This is a genomic window from Streptococcus oralis (assembly GCF_901543815.1).
In the GTDB taxonomy this organism is placed as follows: domain Bacteria; phylum Bacillota; class Bacilli; order Lactobacillales; family Streptococcaceae; genus Streptococcus; species Streptococcus oralis_CM.
Genome location: NZ_CABEIU010000002.1, coordinates 1,334,819 through 1,356,942, shown reverse-complemented (window position 1 = coordinate 1,356,942; position 22,124 = coordinate 1,334,819). Strand labels below are relative to the sequence as shown.

Sequence of the window (22,124 nt, the reverse complement as noted above, 5' to 3'; positions counted from 1 at the left end):
TTTGATTGTAAGAAAGAGGGAAAGATGATGGCTTACATTGAAATGAAACATAGCTATAAGCGCTATCAGGTCGGTGACACGGAGATTGTGGCTAATCGTGATGTGAATTTTGAAATTGAAAAGGGGGAGCTGGTTATCATTCTAGGTGCTTCAGGTGCTGGAAAATCAACAGTTCTCAATCTTTTAGGAGGTATGGATACCAATGATGAGGGAGAGATTTGGATTGATGGAGCCAATATCGCCGACTATAGTTCGCACCAACGAACAAACTATCGTCGTGAAGATGTAGGCTTTGTTTTTCAGTTTTACAATCTGGTCTCCAATCTGACAGCCAAGGAAAATGTGGAATTGGCCTCAGAAATTGTGACAGATGCCTTGGATCCTGAGCAGGTCTTGACAGACGTAGGTCTGGCTCATCGCCTCAATAACTTTCCAGCCCAGCTTTCTGGAGGGGAGCAACAGCGAGTCTCCATTGCACGCGCTGTAGCCAAAAATCCTAAAATCCTCCTTTGTGATGAACCGACAGGTGCCTTGGATTACCAGACGGGGAAGCAAGTCTTGAAGATTCTCCAAGATATGTCTCGTCAAAAAGGAGCAACGGTGATTATCGTGACCCACAATGGCGCGCTAGCCCCTATTGCAGATCGCGTGATTCATATGCGTGATGCCACGGTTAAGAGCATGACGGTCAATGAGCATCCGCAGGATATCGATACATTGGAGTATTAGCATGAAAAAAACGTATCGGAAAGACCTATTTCAGTCAGTGACGGCTTCAAAGGGACGCTTTGTTTCTATCCTGACCTTGATGATGCTGGGTTCTTTAGCCCTTGTTGGTCTCAAAGTGGCCAGTCCAAATATGGAACGTACGGCAGGGGATTATCTCCGTAAAGCCAATACCCTAGATCTGGCAGTGATAGCTGATTATGGCTTGGACAAAGAAGACCAGGAAGAACTAAAGACCCTTCAAGGAGCAAGTGTTGAGTTTGGCTATATGGCAGACCTAACAGTTGAACATAGTGAAGAAGCAATTCGACTTTATTCCAAGCCAGAGAGCATTTCAACCTTCCAAGTGACGGAAGGTCGACTGCCAGAAGCTGATGAGGAAATTGCCTTGGCTGATTTCTGGAAAGACCGCTATCAGATTGGGCAGACTATCACCTTTAGCAAGAAAGAAGAAGGTAAGTCCGCCATAAAATCCCAAACTTTCACAATTACTGGATTTGTTCAGTCGGGTGAGATGCTTTCTCAAAAAGACTTAGGGAGTGCTAGCAGTGGAAATGGCAACCTGGCTGGCTATGGAGTAATTTTACCCAGTCAGTTTGACTCAGATGTTTATAGTATTGCGCGTGTGCGCTATGATGATTTAAAAAATCTGGATGCTTTTTCATCAGACTATAAGACCAAACGAGCCCAACATCAGGAAGGCTTGCAAGACTTACTGGCTGATAATGGTCAAAAAAGATTGGCAAGTATCAAGGAAAATGGTCAAAAGAGCCTAGAAGATGGAAAAGAACAGCTCCAAACAGCTGAAAGTAACCTTCAAAAAGGCAAGAGTCAGTTAGAGCAGGCTGAAAGTCGATTGAAAACTCAAGAAGAACAAGTGACCGCTTTACCTGAGCCTCAAAAGAGTCAAGCCAAGGAGCAATTGACAAAAGCTAAGGAAGAATTGGCGACTAAAAAAGAAAAACTGGCTCAGACAGAGAGTGCTCTAACTAAGGAAAAAGAGAAGCTTGAACAACGTCAGAAAGAGCTTGATGAACTGGTAGAGCCGACTTACCATGTATACAACCGCCAAACCATGCCAGGTGGTCAAGGCTATCTCATGTACAGTAACGCTTCAGCAAGTATTCGTTCTGTCGGGAATATCTTCCCCGTGGTACTTTATATGGTTGCTGCAATGGTGACCTTTACTACTATGACTCGCTTTGTAGATGAAGAACGTACCAATGCTGGTATTTTCAAGGCTCTAGGTTACCGGAATCAAGATATTGTTGCCAAGTTTGTCCTTTATGGTTTTCTTGCAGGAACTGTGGGAACCGTTATAGGAACGCTTCTTGGACATTATCTCCTTGCAGGCGTGATTTCGGATGTTATAACAGCTGGAATGGTTGTTGGGAAAAGCCAGGAGTATTTTTACTGGTCTTATAGTCTTCTTGCCCTGGCCTTGAGTTGGGTATCCAGTGTCTTGCCGGCTTATCTGGTGGCGCGGAGTGAATTGCACGATGAAGCAGCCCAACTTTTGCTGCCCAAACCTCCCGTTAAGGGATCAAAGATTTTGCTGGAACGCCTGAGCTTTATTTGGAGTCGTATGAGCTTTACTCATAAGGTTACTGCGCGAAATATCTTTCGTTATAAGCAACGGATGTTGATGACCATTTTTGGAGTTGCAGGTTCAGTTGCTCTCTTATTTGCTGGTCTTGGTATTCAGTCATCTGTGGGAGGAGTTTCCGAACGCCAATTTGAACAAATCCAGCAATATCAGATGATTGTAGCAGAAAAGAGCAGTGCGAGTGAGCAAGAAAAAGCAGATCTAGAAAGTGCCTTGCAAGCTGAATCGATCCACACTTATCAAAAGATTTACTCAAAATCCATTGAAAAAGATTTCAAAGGAAAAGCAGGACTTCAAACCATCACCATGATGGTCACAAACAGAGAAGACTTCAAACCCTTTATCGCATTAGAGGAAAATGGGCAAGAGGTGCAGGTCACTGATGGAGCAGTCGTGAGTCAAAAATTAGCCCAACTAGCAGGTGTTACGGTTGGGGATGAGCTGGAGCTTGATGGGAAGGAAATCAAGGTCGTGGCTATTTCTGAAAACTATGTTGGACACTTTGTTTATCTCAACCGAGCGACTTATGAACAAGTCTACGGCATCAGTCCAAAAGACAATACCTACCTAGTAAAATTAAAAGAGCCAACACCCTCCAATACGGAGAAAGAAGCAGCTATCTTTATGGAAAAAGCAGCTGTTTCTGGGGTGGTTCAAAATGCAACCGCCATCCATCTCTTTGAATCCGTGGCCAATTCTCTCAATAAAACCATGGCAATCCTTGTCCTTGTTTCCGTCTTGCTAGCCATTGTCATTCTCTACAATCTCACTAATATCAATGTCGCGGAGCGTATCCGTGAACTTTCGACTATCAAGGTTCTCGGTTTCCATAATAAAGAAGTAACCCTCTATATCTACCGTGAGACCATGGTGCTGTCCCTTGTGGGGATTGCTCTTGGTTTGGTAGCTGGCTACTATTTACATCAATTTTTGATTCAAATGATTTCACCTGCCACCATACTTTTTTATCCACGAGTCAGCTGGGAAGTCTATGCTCTTCCAATCGTCGCGGTGACTCTAATCTTAGCCTTACTGGGCCTCTTTGTCAATCACCACTTGAGAAAAGTGGATATGCTCGAAGCCCTGAAATCAGTGGAGTAATTCAAGGTTTTAAACAGTAAATCAGTTGACAAAGTCTCTGCTTCTTGGTAGAATAGGAAATGTCGTAAAGACAAATAACTTCTTCTTGGTTGCAGGCATGCCAACCTGTCACTCGGATGAAGCCAAATAAAAAGGAGAAACATCATGGCAATCTCAAAAGAGAAAAAAAATGAAATCATCGCACAATATGCACGTCACGAAGGTGATACAGGTTCAGTAGAGGTTCAAGTTGCTGTCCTTACTTGGGAAATCAACCACCTTAACGAACACATCAAACAACACAAAAAAGACCACGCTACTTACCGTGGATTGATGAAGAAAATCGGTCGCCGTCGTAACTTGCTTGCATACTTGCGTAAAAACGACGTTAACCGTTACCGTGAGTTGATCAACTCTCTAGGACTTCGTCGTTAATCATGATGCTAAGGGCGCCAAAAATCCGTATGAAAATAGGGAAAGGACACAGTGTTCGATGAATACAAGGAGTTTCATCTTTTTCACTAGGATTTTAGCCCGAGCTCAAATCAGCTCTCTGACTTCAGAGGGCTTTTTATATTGTCGTCTTATCTCAATATACTCAAGTATGATCTTCAGTTATGGTTCCCAGCACTGTAAGGTATAATAAACCAGATTTTCTCCCTTCGGGGAGATTTTATCTTTTTTGCCAAGTGTTAGGCCGTGTTCAATTAAGCATATCTTGATAATGAAGCTACTCCATTTGGTAGCTTTTTCGCTATGAGATTATTCTATTATCTAAATATAGTATAAATTAGGGCTTGTATTCAAAACATGGTATAATAGGTCTATATAGCTAAATGAAGTAAACCTATCACTAGGGATTTAGAAAAAGGATAAAACAGTCATGTCAACAGTAAAAAGTGATCTAAATATTGCTCAAATGTATGCGAGTCAGCTGAAAAATGCTTGTCAATCTTTAACAGCTATCGCTGTGGCTAGTCAAGATGACCTCACAACCCTTCGAGGGAATAACAAGGCCCATCAATGTCTGACAAAGTCTCAAAATCTAGCTAGTCAGGTTTCGGCTGCTGTTACCCTGACTTCAGAACGACTGCACTCTGTAGCAAGTGATTTTGAGGCCCTAGATGAAGCGGGTGCCAATAGTTTTAGGAGTAATGTATGAACAAGTTGGATGAGTTGAAGAAAAGAGAGCGAGAACTCTTGTACCAGCTAGAAGACAATGGAAAAGAGAAGTATCGCACCAAAGAACTGATAGAAATCTTTGAAGGCTATGATAGAGCTAGTCACCGTTATCAAAATGATTTGTGGGAGGCGACCTATCAGAGCCAATATGCAGGACAGTTGGAAGAAACGCTCCTGCAAAGAAACCAACTTAAAAACCAAATCCTTGAGGGCCTCAGCTACCACATGGATGATTTGAAAAAAGAAAAGTTCCGGTTAGAGGGAGACTTGGATGAGGTCTACTATGAAAGACGCAAGGAACTAGAAAGAGAGGAGGAGAAACGACATGGGCATTGATATGTACTTGGAACAATCACAACTACAAAGTTCGAGTGTAGCGACCATGTGCCAATCTCAGGTGGAGGCTTATCAGGACTTGCAATCAGCCATTCAAAAATTTTCAGGGGATACGGAGAGTCTAAAGGGTAATGCTTATGATTCGGCTAGAAGTTTTTTTGCAAGTGTCTTATTGCCCTTGAGTAAAGGGGGACAACTCTATGCAGAAACCTTCTCTCAGGCTATCAAGAAATTACCAGAAGACTACCAAACGATGGTCGACAGCAAGAGTTGGCGCGAGGATGATCTGCTTGATAAGATCCGCCAGGAAGAGCAAATGATTGCCTATCTAGATGAAGTCAACCAATCCCTTTCTAGCTTGACCATGGATAGTGAAGAAAAGGGGAGATTGAGACGCAGTAATGCTGAACTCATGCGAGGACACCATGCCAATAAACGCGTCTATGAAACGATTTTGAGAGACCTGCGCGCCTATGATAGCTACTCAGGTGGACTTTTTGATGAACTTGACAATATCGATGTGCAACTGAGTCGCGGACTGGCTCAGATCGAAACGAGTTGGGATGCAAAGACAGGGGTCTTTAAAGTCCCATCTGACCTGACTTGGGCCAACTACCTGTCTGCCTATTCTGATACAACGGATATGAAACTCAGCCGTCAAGAGAAGGCCTTTGTTCAGACCATGATGGCAGAATACGGCTTTGATGCCGAGACAGCCCAACAACTCTTGACCATCAAGCAAGGGATAGACAAGAAGTTCCCGAACTCTAGTCAAGAGTTCCGTGATTATATCTTTTTGCGAGTCGTCGGTGCGGCCAACTATGATGACTTTAAGTGGAACGAAACGGCAGGTGGATTGTGGCAATATTTTTATTACGAATTTGTGAGTGATCCGAATACAGGCCAAAAATTGAGAACTTTGAAACCAGTTCTTGAAATCTTTCAAGAACTGGGGTTGAAAGAAGAAAAGGCCAAAGAACTGTATTATAATCTTAGACTGCAACACGAGATGGCGGGTGGGGAATCTGATAACATAGAAAAAATTAAGGATGATGATCAAAAAAATGGAACTAACCATTATGATTCCTATAAAAGTACTTATGAAGGGATTTATGGTGATAAGGGTAACTTTGACCAATTTTGGGACAGCAAACTAAAGTCATACTCTAACAATGGAGCGGGCCATGCAGACTTTACCCACCAGTCCATTACTATGGCGACTCATCTTAATCCTAACCAAGCTCAGTTAGCCGATATCTATGGTGGTAGAGAGCGTGTCAAGGATCTTTCGGGATGGGAGGGAGACACGACCTTTAACGCGAATGATATGAAGCCAAGCATCGGCGAAGATGACTACAAGGCAGACCTAGACTCGGTCAACCTTATCGGTCGGATGCAGAAGGGGCAATCCTATGACCAAGCTATATCTTCTTACTATGCTGATCTTCAAAAAGACTCCTCTCAGAGAGAAAGAGAATTCCTAAAAAATAAGGATTGGGATACAGTCAGAGATACTATTTATGATAGTTTGCGACCAACGGATATTAAGCTAGATGGGGAGGATGCTCTTAAAGCGTATATTGAAAGAAAATATCCAGGAGTGTTCAAGTTTTTAAACCGCTTGGAAGCCGTGGCGGACTAGGAGGAAGTCTATGAAGAAAATACTAGGTGTTTTAACAATAATTGTATTACTTGTATCAGTTTGTTTTTACTTTTTTCCTAAACAACCTAAAAATATTTTTGATGAAATTTACCAAGAAACGGAGAAAACCTATCGGTCAAATAATATTTTAAGAAACATAGATGGGTTTAAAATCAGACCCGATTGGCCTAACGATGGAGAATATTTTGCATACACCCCTTCAGGGAAGTATCAAACTTATCCTGAAGGTTATAAAGACATAAGTATTAGCTTTAATTTTGGAGAAGGTATTAAAGGGATGACGATACGTTTTGAAAAAAGGATTAATTCGGATATTACCCTATGGTATTCAGCACACTATAATATGCAAAAGAAAGTGCTCAAAAAAGGGCTTGCGATTTTTGAAGAGCCAAGGCAACCAGGTCAATATCTTAATGATGAAGAAAAAGTAAGAAACTATTTAAAAAAATATAACATAACCAAAGAAGAATTAGAGAAGGACTACGACGAAATCGTCAATCAAAAAGTTTTAAAAGATTGGTGTACCATTTATGACAGTAAGTACTCGCCAAGCAACTATGGTGAGGTGAAGGTTGAAACCCAGTGGGAGAATTGGTGATAGGCCACGCAGACTTTACCCACCAGTCCATCACTATGGCCACTCATCTTAATCCTAATCAAGTTCAGTTAGCCGATCTCTATTTCGGTAGAGAGCATGTTAAGGACTTATCAGGCTGGGAGGGAGACACGACCTTTAATGCAAACGATATGAAGCCAAGTATTGGTGAAGATGACTACAAGGCAGACCTAGACTCAGTCAATCTTATTGGTCGCATGCAAAAGGGGCAATCCTATGACCAAGCTATATCATCTTACTATGCTGACCTTCAAAAGGATTCTTCTCTGAGAGAAAGAGAATTCTTGAAAAATAAAGATTGGAAACAGGTCAAAGGTACAATCTACGCAGGGGTAGCGCCTGCGGATATACTGAGAAAGGGTGAGGCATCTATTAAAGAATATATTGAGAAAAAATATCCAGATGTATCTACATTTTTAAATCGTTTAGAGGCTGTGGCGGACTAGGAGGAAAGTTATGAAGAAACTACTTGGTATAATAGCGTTAATGTCGTTAATCATATTCATCTGTTTTTATTTTTTTCCTAAACAACCTAAAAACATTTTTGATGAGATCTACCAGGAGACAGAGAAAACCTATCGTACAAATAATATTTTAAGAAACATAGATGGGTTTAAAATCAGGGCCGGTTGGCCAAGTGATGACCCAAATATATCCTATACTCCTTTTGGAAAGTATAAAACTCTACCCAAAGGCTATAGTGATATAACCATTGACCTTAATTTTGGAAAAGGTATAAAGGGGGTGTCGATTCGTTTTGAAAGGAAGACTAATTCGAATATTACCCTATGGTATTCGGCACACTATAATACGCAAAAGAAAGTACTCAAAAAGAAACTTGCCATCATTGAAGAGCCAAGGAAACCAGGTCAATTTATTGATGATGAAGAAAAAGTAAGAGAATATTTAAGAAAAAATAATATTTCCAAAGAAGATTTAGAGAAGGACTACGACGAAATCGTCAACCAGAAAGTCTTGAAAGACTGGTGCTCAATTTATGACAGCAAGTACTCGCCAAGCAACTATGGCGATGTCAAGATTGAAACCCAGTGGGAGAATTGGTGACAACATGAAGAAAATCCTAGGCCTAGTAGCCTTATTCGTGATAATTATATCATCCTGTTTTTACTTTTTTGTGCGTCAACCTAAAAACATTTTTGATGAAGTCTACCAGGAGACAGAGAAAACATATCTTGGAAATAATATTTTTAACCAGTTGAAAGATGTTGAAGTACATAAGTATGAAATATATGATAAAGATATGCAGGGAACAGGAAAGTATACTCCCAAGGTAATTTACATTGATAATTATCTTCCTGCTAATTATTCCGAGACTGAAATAGAGTTTAATTTCGATAGTATAAATAAAGGAATGTTTATTTGGTTTGAATGGAAAGTAAATTCAAAGTTTTCTTTGTGGTATTTAAGTTTTTACAATATTAAGAGTAAGACTCTAGAGAAAGAACTTGCAATTTTAGAGGAGCCAAGAAAGGCTGGAGAGTATCTTAAAGATGAAGAAAAAGTAAGAGAATATTTAAAAAGATATAACATATCCAAAGAAGATTTAGACAAACATTACGACGAAATCGTCAACCAGAAAGTCTTGAAAGACTGGTGTTCGATTTATGACAGCAAGTATTCACCAAGCAACTATGGCGATGTCAAGGTTGAAACCCAGTGGGAGAATTGGTGATATAAAGATTCTCGCTGATTATATAAACAGGTGGCTCTCTGACTTCAGAGGGCTTTTTCTATATATGTTTCTGTCCTTGTTCATCTAATAGAAATATGGTATACTTTTTATGAGAATTTTCTAAATTTTTAAGATTCTATCAAAGGAGGTTTGCATGCTTTCCAAATTTTCTGGAAGCCGACGGGACCTGCAATTTGTGTTACTTTTAGGTGTTTTGTTAGCTGTTTTAGGGATTTCGCTCTTTCTAGCTGTTTCTATGGGGTCTGTTGCGATTGATCTAGGAGATACCTATCGGATCATTTTGAGCAGATTGGGATTTCCTCTTGAGATAGGAGAGGTTTCTAAGTCAACTCTTGCCATTGTATGGAATATGAGGTTCCCCCGAGTATTGTTAGGCCTGATAGTAGGGGCTGGTCTTTCCATGTGTGGTAGCGTGATGCAGTCCACGGTAAACAACCCTATCGCTGAGCCCTATGTCTTAGGCATCTCTGCGGGTGCAACTCTAGGGGCAACTTTGAGCATCATTCTTGGTTTAAAATTGGTGATTAGCCTTGGAGCTTTCCTTGGAGCTATTTTGGCAACAATCGCTGTCCTCATCATTGCCTCTATGCAGGGAAGGATGACGACTTCTAGTCTGATCTTATCAGGAACGGTGGTCAATGCTCTCTTTCTGGCATTTTCCAACTTTATTATCTCAGTCGGCGCTAATGCGGACAGTGTGATGACCATTAAGTTTTGGACCATGGGCTCGCTTGCCGGGACTACCTGGTCTGACTTAGTCCTGCCAACTATAGTAGTAGGAATGGCCTTTCTATTTTTCTCTACTCAGTATCGTGTTTTCAATGCAATGATGATGGGAGATGAGGCTGCTTTAACGTTGGGGATTCCCTTAAGCTTCTATTGGTATCTTTATGTGACCATGGTGGCTGTGCTGACAGCAGTCTTAGTGGCAACCTGTGGGATTATTGGATTTGTTGGTCTCATTACTCCTCACTTAGCTCGAGGCTTAGTAGGAACGAATTACAGGAGGCTTTTTCCTATTGCGACCTTACTGGGGGCCCTCTTTGTTGTCTGGGCAGATGTACTTTCTCGTGTCATCATTCCAAATGCTGAGATGCCTATTGGTATTTTCACAGCCTTGGTAGGTGCTCCCTTCTTTATCTACATTGTTGGAGGTAGGCGAAGGGAGGTGAGGGTCTGATATGGACTTGATTTGTCAGGATGTCCACTTTGGACTAGGAGAGAAAAAAATCTTAAAAGGAGTTTCTCTTAAGGTTGAGGGGCATCAATTTCACACGATACTAGGGCCAAATGGAAGTGGGAAAACCAGTCTGCTTAAACTCCTCTATCGTCAGGAAAAGGCGGACAAAGGCTTGATAAGCTTAGATGGAAAGCCACTGGAGCATTGGTCACTCAAAGAAACAGCCAAGCAAATGGCAGTTGTCACCCAGTTTAATCAATTGCAGTTTGATTGTACAGTTGAGGAAATCGTCTTGCTGGGAAGAACTCCACACCTCTCTTTTTTACAGAAGGAAAAGGAAAGGGATTATGCCCTCGTTCAAGATGCTCTCGTCAAGGTGGATATGCTTGAGAAGAAAACTCGTCTCTATTCGTCCCTGTCAGGTGGGGAAAAACAGCGAGTCTTGTTGGCACGCGCCTTGGCGCAAGAACCGTCTCTCTTGCTCCTAGACGAACCAACCAATCACCTGGATATCAAGTACCAGTTAGACTTGTTGGCCATTGTGAAGAATCTCAAGGTCAATGTTTTAGCTGTCCTACATGATATTCAACTTGCTTGTCGCTATTCGGATTATCTCTATCTGATGAAAGAGGGGGAAATCCTTTACCAAGGGACTCCAAAGGAGACCATCACCCCTGAGTCATTGCAAACTGTATACGGAGTTCAAAGTCAGGTGACTTGGACCGAGGATCAGCAAGCCATGATTCACTATTTATAAGAATGAAAAGGAAAACAAGATGAAAAAAACACTAAGCATTTTACTCGTAACAGTAGCTACCTTAACCATGGCAGCTTGTGGCAACACTACTACAGAAAAAGCTACCACGCAGTCTAGCACAGAAACAAGTCAAAAGGCCAGCACAGAGACGACTTATCCGTTAACGGTTAAAACCTATGATGTTAAGGGAAATGAAGTCGAACAAGTCTTTGACAAGACACCTGAAAAAGTTATCGCCAACAATCTTTCAACAACTGAAATCTTATTGGAGTTAGGCTTGAAGGATAAAATTGCTGGCATGCTCAACCCTGACAATGCTGTAACAGACAAATACAAGGATGCGATCGCGACCATTCCTCAAATTGGGGATAAAAAAACAGTCTCTCAAGAGACAGTCCTTTCTTATGAACCAGATGCTGTGATGGGTCGAAACATGATGTTTTCTGAAAAATCCTTGGGAACAGTTAGCGCTTGGAATGAAAACAAAATCCCAGTCTATACGCAAAAAGCTTCTCTCTCAACGATTCAGCAAGATTTGGGAAATATCGTAGAAGATGTCAAAAATCTTGGAATGATTTTCAATGTTCAGGATAAGGCCAATGAATACGCAGCCCAATTACAAGCTAAAATTGACGCTGTTAAGAAAGCAAATCCAGCAAGTCAAGGTGAAAAGAAAAAGGCTTTGATTATGGTTGCTTATAATGACGAAACCTTTGGTGCTTACAAGTCTGCTTTGCAAGAAAGCTTGTTGAATCAACTTGGTTATACAAATGTTGCAACGGGAACATCAGGCTTGACCTTGGAAAATCTCGTGTCAATGGATCCTGAGTTGATTATCTATGTAACCAGCGACCGCAATAAAAAATTGGATGCCAACGCAGTAGAGTTGATGAAGGCAAATGAAGTTTTAGAAAATGTTCCTGCAATTAAGAATCAAAAAATCATGACCATTTCTTACGATGAGTTGATGGACTATGGTCCAGCAGTGATTGATTCCCTTGAGAAAATCAATGACTTTATCAATAAATAATGAGTTTGGTTGGGAGGGAATCCAAGTTAGGGTCAGTCTTCCTTCGACCTATGACTCTAATCAAACCTATCCGGCTATTCTCTTGAATGATGGAAACTTGGATTTTCTATCTTCCCTTTCAGAATCTGTGATTTTAGTGGGCTTGACCTCTAAAAATCGCCTAGACGACTACACTCCATGGAAGGCATCTGCTCTGAGAGATGGAGCTCAAGATTTTGGCGGTCAGGCAAATGCCTATCATGGTCATTTATTTGGAGGTCTTTTAGATAAGTTGCAGTCGCTTTATCGTCTGGACAAAAATCGCCTTGCCTATGGAGGGTACTCACTAGGTGGTTTGACAGCAGTATACAGTCTTTTCCATTTTGACAAGCTCTCCTGTATCTTCTCTATCTGCGGTTCCTTTTGGTATCCTGATTTTACGACTTATTGCAGGGATAAAAAGGTGAAAAATTTGGACTGTTTGCTGTATTTACAGAATGGTCAAACAGAAGGAGCACATCATACCAATCTCTTGGCTCAAGCACCAGCCTATGCTGAGCAGATCCATACCAGTCTTCAGAAGCGCTATCCGACTGGTCAGTTTGTCTTTGATCCTTATGGGCATCATGAGCAAGTGGCTGAGCGATTTCTAGCCTTTTCCAACTGGTTGGCAAAGAAATGGAAAATTGAATAAAAGAAATATCCCTTGGCAAAAGCCAAGGGATAATTGTATTTTTTAACCAAGAGCTTCTCTCTTCTTATCTGGATTCCAGATAAAGCTTGCGACGAAAGTAAAGATAATCGTTAGGATACCAACAATCACAGCAAGAATGAGGGCAGGGATGCGGACAAACCACCAGAGTGGGTTTGGTTTTTTATCATTGTGCCATTGCTTGGTTTCCTCGTCCAAACGTTGGAATTCTGCTTGGATACGGTCTGCAACCATTTCAATCCCTTCATCATTCATTTTCTTGATGTCTGAGATATCGATAGGGTTTCCAAAGTTCATATCCACACGTTCACGGCTTATCAAGCCTTTCAAGGTCATGGGACCGGTGTAGGTAACAGGCATGATACGGACCTTAGCCATTTTAGCAATCAAGGCAACTCCACCCTTGACATCGTTTGAGTGACGGCTCCCACTTGGAAACATGATGAGAGAGCGGTCGCTTTTTTTGAGGACATTGATAGGGTATTTGATGGCAGAGGCACTAGGTTTTTCCCGGTCTATAGGAAAGGCGCCACACATACGGATCCACCAGCCAAAGATACGGTTGTTAAATAGCTCTTTTTTGGCCATAAAGATGAATTGTTTTGGTTTGGTCGCAAAAGCCATGTAAACTGGATCCCACCAAGTCCGATGAGGTGCTACTAGGATATAGTTTTCATCTTTACTAGGGATTTTATCAGTATTGTGGTAGTGGGCATTGCCATTGATGGACCACAAGATCAGCATGACTAGTCCACGCAAATAAGTATAGAACATGAGAACTCCTTCGATTGTGTTGCTTTTATTATTATACCTTATCAAAAGACTACTGGCAAACTTTTTCAGTTATCAACCAACAGTTTTTGGATGAGATTAGAATTCTTCTAGAAAAAATGATATGATAGAATTCATGGATAAAAATAAGATTATGGGATTAACCCAAAGAGAAGTCAAGGAAAGACAGGCTCAAGGTTTGGTCAATGACTTTACCGCTTCGGCCAGTACCAGTACTTGGCAAATCATCAAACGAAATGTCTTTACCCTTTTTAATGCTTTGAACTTTGCCATTGCTTTGGCCCTTGCCTTCGTGCAGGCTTGGAGCAATCTGGTCTTCTTTGCTGTTATCTGCTTTAACGCTTTTTCTGGGATTGTGACTGAGCTGCGAGCAAAACACATGGTGGACAAGCTCAATCTCATGACTAAGGAAAAGGTCAAAACTATTCGTGATGGCCAAGAAGTGGCTCTGAATCCTGAAGAATTGGTGCTAGGAGACGTCATTCGTTTGTCTGCTGGGGAGCAGATTCCTAGTGATGCTCTGGTTCTGGAAGGCTTCGCAGAAGTCAATGAAGCCATGTTAACGGGGGAGAGTGATTTGGTGCAAAAGGAAGTGGATGCCTTGCTCTTGTCAGGGAGTTTCCTAGCCAGTGGCGCAGTTTTGGCTCAAGTCCACCATGTCGGAGCAGACAACTATGCTTCCAAACTCATGCTGGAAGCTAAGACAGTGAAACCCATCAACTCCCGTATCATGAAATCGCTGGACAAACTAGCTGGTTTTACTGGGAAGATTATCATTCCCTTTGGTTTAGCTCTCTTGTTAGAAGCCTTGATGTTAAAAGGTTTGCCCCTCAAGTCATCCGTTGTAAATTCATCGACAGCCCTTTTGGGAATGTTGCCCAAGGGAATCGCCCTTTTGACTATTACTTCGCTCTTGACTGCGGTGATCAAGCTGGGCTTGAAAAAAGTCTTGGTGCAGGAGATGTACTCTGTCGAGACCTTGGCTCGCGTGGATATGCTCTGTCTGGACAAAACGGGCACCATCACCCAAGGAAAGATGCAGGTGGAGGCGGTTCTTCCTCTGACGGAAACGTATGGTGATGAGGCTATTACTAACATTCTGACCAGCTACATAGCTCATAGTGAGGATAAAAATCCAACAGCCCAAGCCATTCGACAGCGTTTCCAAGGTCAGGTTTCCTATCCTATGCTTTCGAATCTTCCTTTCTCAAGCGACCGTAAGTGGGGAGCTATGGAGTTAGAAGGTCTGGGGACGGTTTTCTTAGGAGCGCCTGAAATGTTGTTGGACTCTGAAGTCCCAGAAGCCAGAGAGGCCTTGGAGAGAGGGTCACGTGTCTTGGTCTTAGCCCTTAGTCAGGAAAAACTAGACCATCACAAACCACAGAAACCATCTGATATTCAGGCTCTGGCCTTGCTGGAGATTTTGGACCCCATTCGAGAAGGAGCAGCTGAGACACTAGACTATCTCCGTTCTCAGGAAGTGGGCCTCAAGATTATCTCTGGCGACAATCCAGTCACTGTATCCAGCATTGCCCAGAAGGCTGGCTTTGCAGACTATCAAAGCTATGTAGACTGTTCAAAAATCACGGATGAGGAATTGATTGCCATGGCTGAAGAAACAGCTATTTTCGGACGTGTTTCCCCTCATCAAAAGAAACTCATCATCCAAACGCTGAAAAAAGCGGGTCATACAACGGCTATGACAGGGGACGGAGTCAATGATATCCTGGCCCTTCGTGAGGCGGATTGTTCTATCGTGATGGCTGAGGGAGATCCTGCGACTCGTCAGATTGCCAATTTGGTTCTCTTGAACTCAGACTTTAATGATGTTCCTGAGATTCTCTTTGAAGGTCGTCGCGTAGTCAATAACATCGCCCATATCGCACCGATTTTCTTGATTAAGACCATTTATTCCTTTTTGCTTGCGGTGATTTGTATTGCTAGTGTTTTACTAGGGCGGTCTGAGTGGATCTTGATTTTCCCTTTCATTCCGATTCAGATTACCATGATCGACCAGTTTGTGGAAGGGTTCCCACCATTCGTTCTGACTTTTGAGCGAAATATCAAACCTGTTGAACCATACTTCCTCAGAAGATCCATGCTTCGTGCCCTACCAAGCGCTCTCATGGTCGTATTTAGTGTCCTTTTTGTGAAAATATTTGGGACAAGTCAAGGTTGGTCTGAGTTAGAAATGTCAACTCTCCTCTATTATCTCCTTGGGTCTATCGGTTTCTTATCCGTATTTAGAGCTTGCATGCCATTCACCCTCTGGCGAGTCCTTTTGATTGTCTGGTCAGTGGGAGGCTTCCTAGCCACAGCTCTCTTCCCAAGGATTCAAAAACTACTTGAAATATCAACCTTAACTGGACAAACGCTGCCTGTTTATGGGACAATGATGCTGATTTTTACAGTGATTTTCATTTTGACCAGTCGTTACCAAGCGAAAAAATAAAGAAAGACTGCAATCTGTGGATTGCGGTCTTTTTAGGTGCAAGATTGCTAGCTGAAATGTGGTATAATAAGAGGCAATAGAGTTTTGGAAAGTGAGAGAAGATGATTTCAAAGAGATTAGAATTGGTTGCTTCCTTTGTGCCACAGGGGGCCATTTTACTAGATGTGGGGAGTGATCATGCTTATCTGCCCATCGAGTTAGTTGAGAGAGGCCAAATCAAAAGCGCTATTGCAGGGGAAGTGGTGGAAGGTCCTTACCAGTCTGCGGTTAAAAATGTTGAGGCTCACGGTCTAAAGGAGAAAATCCAAGTTCGTTTAGCCAATGGCCTAGCAGCCTTTGAAGAGGCTGACCAAGTATCGGTTATCACCATTGCTGGTATGGGAGGCCGTTTGATTGCTACCATATTAGAAGAAGGTTTGGACAAGTTGGCTAGTGTCCAACGATTAATCCTCCAACCCAATAATCGTGAAGACGACTTGCGTATCTGGTTGCAAGACCACGGTTTTCAGATCGTAGCAGAAAGCATCCTAGAAGAAGCTGGAAAGTTTTACGAGATTTTGGTGGTGGAAGCAGGACAAATGAAGCTATCAGCCAGTGATGTCCGCTTTGGACCTATCTTGTCCAAAGAAGTCAGTCCAGTATTTGTCCAAAAATGGCAAAAAGAAGCTGCTAAGTTAGAATTTGCCCTTAACCAAATTCCAGAAAAAAATCTGGGGGAACGTCAAGTTCTAGTAGATAAAATTCAAGCCATCAAGGAGGTGCTCCATGCTAGCAAGTGAAGTGATTAGCGTATATGAAGCCTTTTGCCCTCAGGAATTTTCTATGGAGGGAGACAGTCGTGGCCTGCAAATCGGTACTTTGGACAAGGATATTCAAAGAGTCATGGTTGCCCTCGATATTCGTGAAGAGACGGTGGTAGAGGCCATTGAAAAGGGGGTGGATTTGATTATCGTCAAGCACGCGCCGATTTTTCGTCCTATCAAGGATTTGGTAGCTAGTCGTCCTCAAAATCAGATTTACATTGATTTGATTAAGCATGATATCGCAGTTTATGTCAGTCATACCAATATTGATATTGTTGAGAACGGGCTAAATGATTGGTTCTGCCAGATGCTAGGCATTGAGGAAACGACTTATCTGCAGGAAACAGGTCCAGAACGTGGGATTGGTCGTATTGGGAATATTCCGACTCAGACCTTTGGGGAATTGGCCCAGCATGTCAAGCAAGTCTTTGGTCTAGATAGCCTTCGAATGGTGCATTATCAAGAGAGTGATTTGCAGAAGCCTATTTCAAGAGTGGCCATCTGTGGTGGCAGTGGGCAGTCTTTCTACTCTGATGCTTTGGCAAAAGGGGCAGATGTCTATATCACTGGGGATATTTACTACCACACTGCTCAGGATATGCTGTCGGATGGCTTGCTGGCACTGGATCCTGGACATTATATCGAAGTGCTTTTTGTGGAAAAAATCGCATCACTCCTTACTCAATGGAAGGAAGAGAAAGGCTGGGGCATTGATATTGTGCCTAGTCAGGCATCAACTAATCCCTTCCACCATATCTAGTTAGAAGGTGAAGACAATGAAAAAAGTTGCCATTATCGGAGCAGGGATTGTGGGGGCAACAGCTGCCTACTACCTCGCGAAAGAAAGCGACCTAGAGATAACTGTTTTTGACCATGGTCAAGGTCAGGCAACCAAGGCAGCAGCGGGAATTATCAGTCCTTGGTTTTCAAAACGCCGCAATAAAGCCTGGTATAAGATGGCGCGCTTGGGAGCTGGCTTTTATGTGGATTTGTTGGCTGATTTAGAAAAGTCTGGTCAGGAAATCGACTTTTACCAGCGTTCGGGAGTTGTTCTCTTGAAAAAGGATGAATCCAAGTTGGAAGAACTCTATGAACTAGCTTTGAAACGCAGGGAAGAATCTCCTTTAATAGGCCAGTTAGCCATTCTATCTCAAGCGTCTGCAAATGAATTATTCCCTAGCTTGCAGGGATTTGACCATCTGCTCTATGCTTCTGGTGGAGCGAGAGTAGATGGTCAACTCTTGGTGACTCGTCTGTTAGAAGCCAGTCAAGTCAAGCTGGTCAAAGAAAAAGTGAGTCTGACACCTTTAGAATCCGGCTATCAGATTGGCCAAGAGGTGTTTGATCAGGTTATTTTGGCAACGGGAGCTTGGTTGGGGGACATTTTGGAACCTTTAGGATATGAGGTAGATGTTCGTCCCCAAAAGGGGCAACTCCGAGATTATCAACTTACCCAAGATATGGAAGCTTACCCTGTTGTAATGCCAGAAGGGGAGTGGGATTTGATACCTTTTGCAAGTGGGAAACTGTCCTTGGGCGCTACCCATGAAAATGACATGGGATTTGATTTGACGGTAGATGAAGCCTTACTCCAACAAATGGAGGAAGCAGCCTTGCCTCACTATCCAGCCTTAGCTAAAGCGACTTCAAGAGCTGAACGTGTGGGAATCCGCGCCTATACTCGTGATTTCTCACCTTTCTTTGGACAGGTACCTGGTTTAGCAGGTGTCTATGCGGCTAGTGGACTAGGTTCATCGGGCCTCACAACGGGTCCTATCATTGGTTACCATCTAGCCCAGCTGGTCCAAGACAAGGAGTTGACCTTGGATCCAGTAAACTATCCAATTGCAAACTATGTCAAACGAGTAAAAAGCGAATAAGATTTTACTGAAAATTTAGCAGGTAGTTTAGGATGGCAAATGACATTCCCTATCAAAAATGGTAAAATAAGAAAAAATAATCCGAGAATCGAGGAAAAAAGATGCAAGAAAAGATTTTGGTAACTGGTGGTGCCGGTTTTATTGGAACCCACACTGTTATTGAGTTGATCCAAGCAGGTCATCAGGTTGTTGTGGTGGATAATCTTGTCAACAGCAACCGAAAAAGTATAGAAGTTGTTGAAAGAATCACAGGAGTTGAAATTCCGTTTTATGAAGCGGATATCCGTGATACAGATACTCTCAGAGATGTTTTCAAGCAGGAAGAGCCGACTGGTGTGATTCACTTTGCTGGCTTGAAGGCTGTCGGTGAATCAACACGTATCCCTCTTGCCTACTATGACAACAATATCGCTGGAACTGTCAGTCTGTTGAAAGCTATGGAAGAAAATAACTGTAAGAACATCATCTTCAGTTCTTCTGCGACAGTTTACGGAGATCCTCATACAGTTCCAATCTTAGAAGATTTCCCGCTTTCAGTGACCAATCCGTACGGTCGTACTAAGCTCATGTTAGAGGAAATTTTGACGGATATCTACAAAGCAGACTCAGACTGGAATGTGGTCTTGCTTCGTTACTTTAATCCAATCGGAGCACATGAGAGCGGTGACTTGGGAGAAAATCCTAATGGAATTCCAAACAATCTCTTGCCTTATGTTTCACAAGTAGCAGTTGGCAAACTAGAACAAGTACAAGTTTTTGGAGATGATTACGATACGGAAGATGGAACCGGTGTTCGTGACTATATCCATGTCGTAGATCTAGCCAAAGGTCATGTTGCAGCTCTGAAAAAACTCCAAAAAGGTTCAGGTCTAAACATTTATAACCTTGGAACAGGTAAAGGTTACTCAGTTCTTGAAATTATCCAAAACATGGAAAAAGCGGTGGGACGTCCTATTCCTTACCGCATCGTAGAACGCCGCCCAGGTGATATCGCTGCCTGCTACTCAGACCCAGCAAAAGCCAAAGCAGAACTTGGCTGGGAAGCAGAACTAGACATCACCCAAATGTGTGAAGATGCATGGCGTTGGCAAAGCAAGCATCCAAATGGATTTGAAGACTAAGATGATGATTTCAATCATTGTCCCATGTCTAAACGAAGAGGAAGTACTTCCTCTTTTTTATCAGTCTGTGGAAGCACTGCTTCCAGAATTAGGAGCAGAGATCGAGTATGTCTTTGTAGATGATGGCTCAAGCGATGGAACCTTGGAGCTTTTGAAGGCCTATCGGGAGCAAAATCCTGCGGTACATTATATTTCTTTCTCACGAAATTTTGGGAAAGAGGCAGCCTTATACGCAGGCTTGCAGCATGCAACTGGAGACTTGGTGGTCGTGATGGATGCAGACCTTCAGGATCCTCCTAGTATGTTGCTCGAGATGAAAGCCTTACTAGACCAGAATGTAGACTTGGACTGTGTTGGGACACGGAGAATCAGTCGGGAGGGAGAGCCTTTCTTTCGCAGTTTCTGCGCTGACCTCTTTTATCGCCTCATGCAAAAAATCAGCCCAGTAGCCCTGCCATCAGGTGTCCGTGATTTTCGCATGATGAGAAGGTCTGTGGTAGATGCTATTTTAACCCTGACCGAGTCCAATCGTTTTTCTAAGGGACTCTTTGCCTGGGTCGGTTTTCGAACATACTACCTAGACTATCCAAATGTCGAAAGAAAGGCTGGCAAGACCAGTTGGAGTTTTAGACAGCTTTTTTTCTACTCGATTGAAGGAATTCTTAACTTTTCAGATTTTCCCTTGAGTATAGCCTTTGTAGCAGGACTTCTATCTTGTTTTATTTCTTTTATGATGACTGTTTTTGTAGTATTTCGGACTCTTATCTTGGGAAATCCGACATCTGGTTGGACCTCTTTGATGGCTGTCATTCTCTTTCTTGGAGGGATTCAACTCCTGACCATTGGGATTCTAGGCAAGTATATCAGTAAGATCTATATGGAAACCAAAAAAAGACCACTCTATCTCGTCAAAGAAAAAAGTGATCTTTCTGTTTTTGAAGGAAAAAATAACCGGAAAAGACTATAATTTTCCCTTGAAATATGCTAAACTAGTAGCTGTGGGAATAAGGTGAAAAAATCATCAACATTCATTCCCTGTACATTACGATGGATCTTTGAGAAGTGCACGTGTAGGACAATGTTTGATGGCCTCCAGAACATCGCTGGTCTCAGCGATTTCTCTTTGCAATTCAACTGGGTCATCGTAAAAGCGAACAATACCATTATCATGGTAATCAAAGAGTTCAGAATAGGTTTGGCAAAGCCCGCAGGCGATGCAACGTTCAGGTATAAGTGTGAGTTTCATATTTATATTGTAATAAGAAAATGAAAAAAATACAAGGAGTAAGGTATGGCAAAAGAACCGTGGCAAGAAGATATTTATGACAACAGAGAAGAAGAAACAAGATTAGAGCGTCGTCACCGTAAACAAAAAGGGACAGGTGTTGTTGCCAATCGTGTTTTAACGGTTCTAGCTAGCCTCTTTTTTGTGATCGTTGTAGCAATGGTTGTCGTATTGATTTACCTTTCTACTGGAGGAAGTAATCGTACCGCAGCCTTGAAGGATTTTTATGATTCTTCAGCTCCATCGTCAACCTCTAAAGTAGAAGAGTCTTCTTCCTCCACTAGTAAAACTCAAGAAACGAAAGAATCAACTCCTTCAGAAAGTAGTTCTGAAGAACACACAGATGGAGAAGGAACGCTTACTGTGCAACCTGGAGAAGGAGAAGCAGCTCTTGCTCAGCGTGCAGGGATTTCCATTGCCCAGCTGGAAGCTCTAAATCCTTCTCATATGTTATCGGGAACTTGGTTTGCCAACCCTGGTGATGTCATCAAGACTAGATAGGAGTCGGAAATGAAGACAATTCAAATTGCTATTGATGGTCCTGCTTCCAGTGGTAAGAGTACGGTTGCAAAGATTGTCGCCAAGGATTTTGGTTACACTTATCTCGATACGGGCGCTATGTACCGTGCTGCGACTTATATAGCGCTCAAGCACCAGTTGGATGCAGGAAATGTAGACCAACTTCTTGAGCTTATTAACCAACACCCTATTAGTTTTGGTCGCTCAGAAACAGGTGAGCAACTTGTTTTTGTAGGGGATGTTGATATTACTCATCCGATCCGTGAAAATGAAGTGACCAACAAGGTTTCAAGCATTGCTGCCATTCCTGAGGTGCGTGAGAAACTGGTTTCGCTCCAGCAAGAGATTGCTCAGCAAGGTGGTATTGTCATGGATGGGCGTGATATCGGGACAGTTGTATTACCACAAGCTGAACTCAAGATCTTCCTAGTAGCCTCTGTTGAAGAAAGAGCAGAGCGTCGCTACAAGGAAAATATTGCCAAAGGGATTGAGACTGACTTGGAAACTTTGAAAGAAGAGATTGCTGCGCGTGACTACAAGGATAGTCATCGTGAAACCTCACCTCTCAAACAGGCTGAGGATGCAGTTTACCTTGACACAACTGGACTAAGTATCCAAGAAGTGGTCGAAAAAATTGAATCTGAAGCAAAAAAATATATGTCCTAGGGACGAGAGGAGCAGGCTAAATGAA

Annotated in this window: 24 protein-coding genes; 22 read left to right on the top strand and 2 right to left on the bottom strand. The window is 42.4% G+C overall.

The window, feature by feature from the left end; all coding sequences use genetic code 11:
- Nucleotides 1-27 precede the first annotated feature (27 nt).
- The 14 genes from FQT28_RS06925 (at nt 28) to FQT28_RS06860 (ending at nt 12,563) form a co-directional block, all read left to right on the top strand.
- Complete coding sequence (locus FQT28_RS06925; protein ID WP_143989788.1) at nt 28-729, top strand: ABC transporter ATP-binding protein; 702 nt, start codon at nt 28-30, stop codon at nt 727-729.
- Nucleotides 725-3,433 (top strand): FtsX-like permease family protein, encoded by a 2,709-nt coding sequence (locus tag FQT28_RS06920; RefSeq protein ID WP_185952380.1) that lies wholly within the window; start codon nt 725-727, stop codon nt 3,431-3,433. Before FQT28_RS06925 ends, FQT28_RS06920 begins: the two co-directional genes overlap by 5 nt.
- A 144-nt stretch (nt 3,434-3,577) precedes the next feature.
- Nucleotides 3,578-3,847, top strand: a complete 270-nt coding sequence (gene rpsO / locus FQT28_RS06915) for a 30S ribosomal protein S15 (RefSeq protein ID WP_001018251.1) — start codon at nt 3,578-3,580, stop codon at nt 3,845-3,847.
- 448 nt (nt 3,848-4,295) lie between these two features.
- Nucleotides 4,296-4,574, top strand: coding sequence for a TIGR04197 family type VII secretion effector (locus tag FQT28_RS06910; RefSeq protein ID WP_138100624.1), 279 nt, complete (start codon nt 4,296-4,298; stop codon nt 4,572-4,574).
- A complete protein-coding gene (locus tag FQT28_RS06905; RefSeq protein ID WP_138100623.1) occupies nt 4,571-4,930 on the top strand; it encodes a DUF3958 family protein in 360 nt (119 codons plus the stop codon). The genes FQT28_RS06910 and FQT28_RS06905 overlap by 4 nt, the downstream gene beginning before the upstream one ends.
- Nucleotides 4,920-6,572: an LXG domain-containing protein gene (locus FQT28_RS06900; RefSeq protein ID WP_138100622.1), complete on the top strand. Its 1,653-nt coding sequence runs from the start codon at nt 4,920-4,922 to the stop codon at nt 6,570-6,572. Before FQT28_RS06905 ends, FQT28_RS06900 begins: the two co-directional genes overlap by 11 nt.
- Before the next feature lie 10 nt (nt 6,573-6,582).
- Entirely contained in the window at nt 6,583-7,191 is a 609-nt protein-coding gene (locus FQT28_RS06895; RefSeq protein WP_138100621.1) for a TipC family immunity protein, read from the top strand.
- Nucleotides 7,188-7,655 carry a hypothetical protein gene (locus tag FQT28_RS06890; protein ID WP_138100620.1) on the top strand — a complete coding sequence of 156 codons (468 nt, stop codon included), beginning with the start codon at nt 7,188-7,190 and terminating at the stop codon, nt 7,653-7,655. Before FQT28_RS06895 ends, FQT28_RS06890 begins: the two co-directional genes overlap by 4 nt.
- A gap of 10 nt (nt 7,656-7,665) precedes the next feature.
- Nucleotides 7,666-8,274 carry a TipC family immunity protein gene (locus FQT28_RS06885; protein ID WP_138100619.1) on the top strand — a complete coding sequence of 203 codons (609 nt, stop codon included), beginning with the start codon at nt 7,666-7,668 and terminating at the stop codon, nt 8,272-8,274.
- 4 nt (nt 8,275-8,278) lie between these two features.
- Nucleotides 8,279-8,902, top strand: a complete 624-nt coding sequence (locus tag FQT28_RS06880) for a TipC family immunity protein (protein ID WP_138100618.1) — start codon at nt 8,279-8,281, stop codon at nt 8,900-8,902.
- Nucleotides 8,903-9,056: 154 nt separating this feature from the next.
- Nucleotides 9,057-10,103: a FecCD family ABC transporter permease gene (locus FQT28_RS06875; RefSeq protein ID WP_143989786.1), complete on the top strand. Its 1,047-nt coding sequence runs from the start codon at nt 9,057-9,059 to the stop codon at nt 10,101-10,103.
- A 1-nt stretch (nt 10,104) separates the two neighbouring features.
- Nucleotides 10,105-10,860, top strand: coding sequence for an ABC transporter ATP-binding protein (locus FQT28_RS06870; protein ID WP_143989785.1), 756 nt, complete (start codon nt 10,105-10,107; stop codon nt 10,858-10,860).
- A 19-nt stretch (nt 10,861-10,879) separates the two neighbouring features.
- Nucleotides 10,880-11,890, top strand: a complete 1,011-nt coding sequence (locus FQT28_RS06865; protein ID WP_143989784.1) for an ABC transporter substrate-binding protein — start codon at nt 10,880-10,882, stop codon at nt 11,888-11,890.
- Nucleotides 11,871-12,563 (top strand): alpha/beta hydrolase-fold protein, encoded by a 693-nt coding sequence (locus FQT28_RS06860; RefSeq protein ID WP_143989783.1) that lies wholly within the window; start codon nt 11,871-11,873, stop codon nt 12,561-12,563. The genes FQT28_RS06865 and FQT28_RS06860 overlap by 20 nt, the downstream gene beginning before the upstream one ends.
- Nucleotides 12,564-12,605: 42 nt before the next feature.
- Here FQT28_RS06860 and FQT28_RS06855 read toward each other — a convergent pair whose 3' ends face one another.
- Nucleotides 12,606-13,355 carry a lysophospholipid acyltransferase family protein gene (locus FQT28_RS06855; protein WP_143989782.1) on the bottom strand — a complete coding sequence of 250 codons (750 nt, stop codon included), beginning with the start codon at nt 13,353-13,355 and terminating at the stop codon, nt 12,606-12,608.
- Between the two features lie 133 nt (nt 13,356-13,488).
- Here FQT28_RS06855 and FQT28_RS06850 point away from each other — a divergent pair, with 133 nt between their 5' ends.
- From FQT28_RS06850 to FQT28_RS06825, 6 genes are all read left to right on the top strand, one after another.
- Entirely contained in the window at nt 13,489-15,825 is a 2,337-nt protein-coding gene (locus tag FQT28_RS06850; RefSeq protein ID WP_143989781.1) for a cation-translocating P-type ATPase, read from the top strand.
- A gap of 101 nt (nt 15,826-15,926) precedes the next feature.
- A complete protein-coding gene (locus FQT28_RS06845; protein ID WP_125449518.1) occupies nt 15,927-16,604 on the top strand; it encodes a tRNA (adenine(22)-N(1))-methyltransferase in 678 nt (225 codons plus the stop codon).
- Nucleotides 16,591-17,388, top strand: coding sequence for a Nif3-like dinuclear metal center hexameric protein (locus tag FQT28_RS06840; protein ID WP_143989780.1), 798 nt, complete (start codon nt 16,591-16,593; stop codon nt 17,386-17,388). The genes FQT28_RS06845 and FQT28_RS06840 overlap by 14 nt, the downstream gene beginning before the upstream one ends.
- Before the next feature lie 16 nt (nt 17,389-17,404).
- Nucleotides 17,405-18,508 carry an NAD(P)/FAD-dependent oxidoreductase gene (locus tag FQT28_RS06835; RefSeq protein WP_185952361.1) on the top strand — a complete coding sequence of 368 codons (1,104 nt, stop codon included), beginning with the start codon at nt 17,405-17,407 and terminating at the stop codon, nt 18,506-18,508.
- A 101-nt stretch (nt 18,509-18,609) separates the two neighbouring features.
- Complete coding sequence (gene galE / locus FQT28_RS06830; RefSeq protein WP_143989778.1) at nt 18,610-19,629, top strand: UDP-glucose 4-epimerase GalE; 1,020 nt, start codon at nt 18,610-18,612, stop codon at nt 19,627-19,629.
- Between the two features lies 1 nt (nt 19,630).
- Entirely contained in the window at nt 19,631-20,596 is a 966-nt protein-coding gene (locus FQT28_RS06825; protein ID WP_143989777.1) for a glycosyltransferase family 2 protein, read from the top strand.
- Nucleotides 20,597-20,671: 75 nt separating this feature from the next.
- Here the strand turns inward: FQT28_RS06825 and FQT28_RS06820 are convergent, their stop codons facing one another.
- The gene (locus FQT28_RS06820; RefSeq protein WP_080641299.1) at nt 20,672-20,875 is read right to left on the bottom strand and encodes a ferredoxin; all 204 of its coding nucleotides are present in this window, start codon (nt 20,873-20,875) and stop codon (nt 20,672-20,674) included.
- 45 nt (nt 20,876-20,920) lie between these two features.
- Between FQT28_RS06820 and FQT28_RS06815 the strand changes: the two genes are divergently transcribed.
- Nucleotides 20,921-21,415, top strand: coding sequence for an SAG1386/EF1546 family surface-associated protein (locus FQT28_RS06815; protein WP_143989776.1), 495 nt, complete (start codon nt 20,921-20,923; stop codon nt 21,413-21,415).
- A gap of 9 nt (nt 21,416-21,424) precedes the next feature.
- Nucleotides 21,425-22,099: a (d)CMP kinase gene (gene cmk, locus FQT28_RS06810; protein WP_143989775.1), complete on the top strand. Its 675-nt coding sequence runs from the start codon at nt 21,425-21,427 to the stop codon at nt 22,097-22,099.
- Nucleotides 22,100-22,124: the final 25 nt, after the last annotated feature.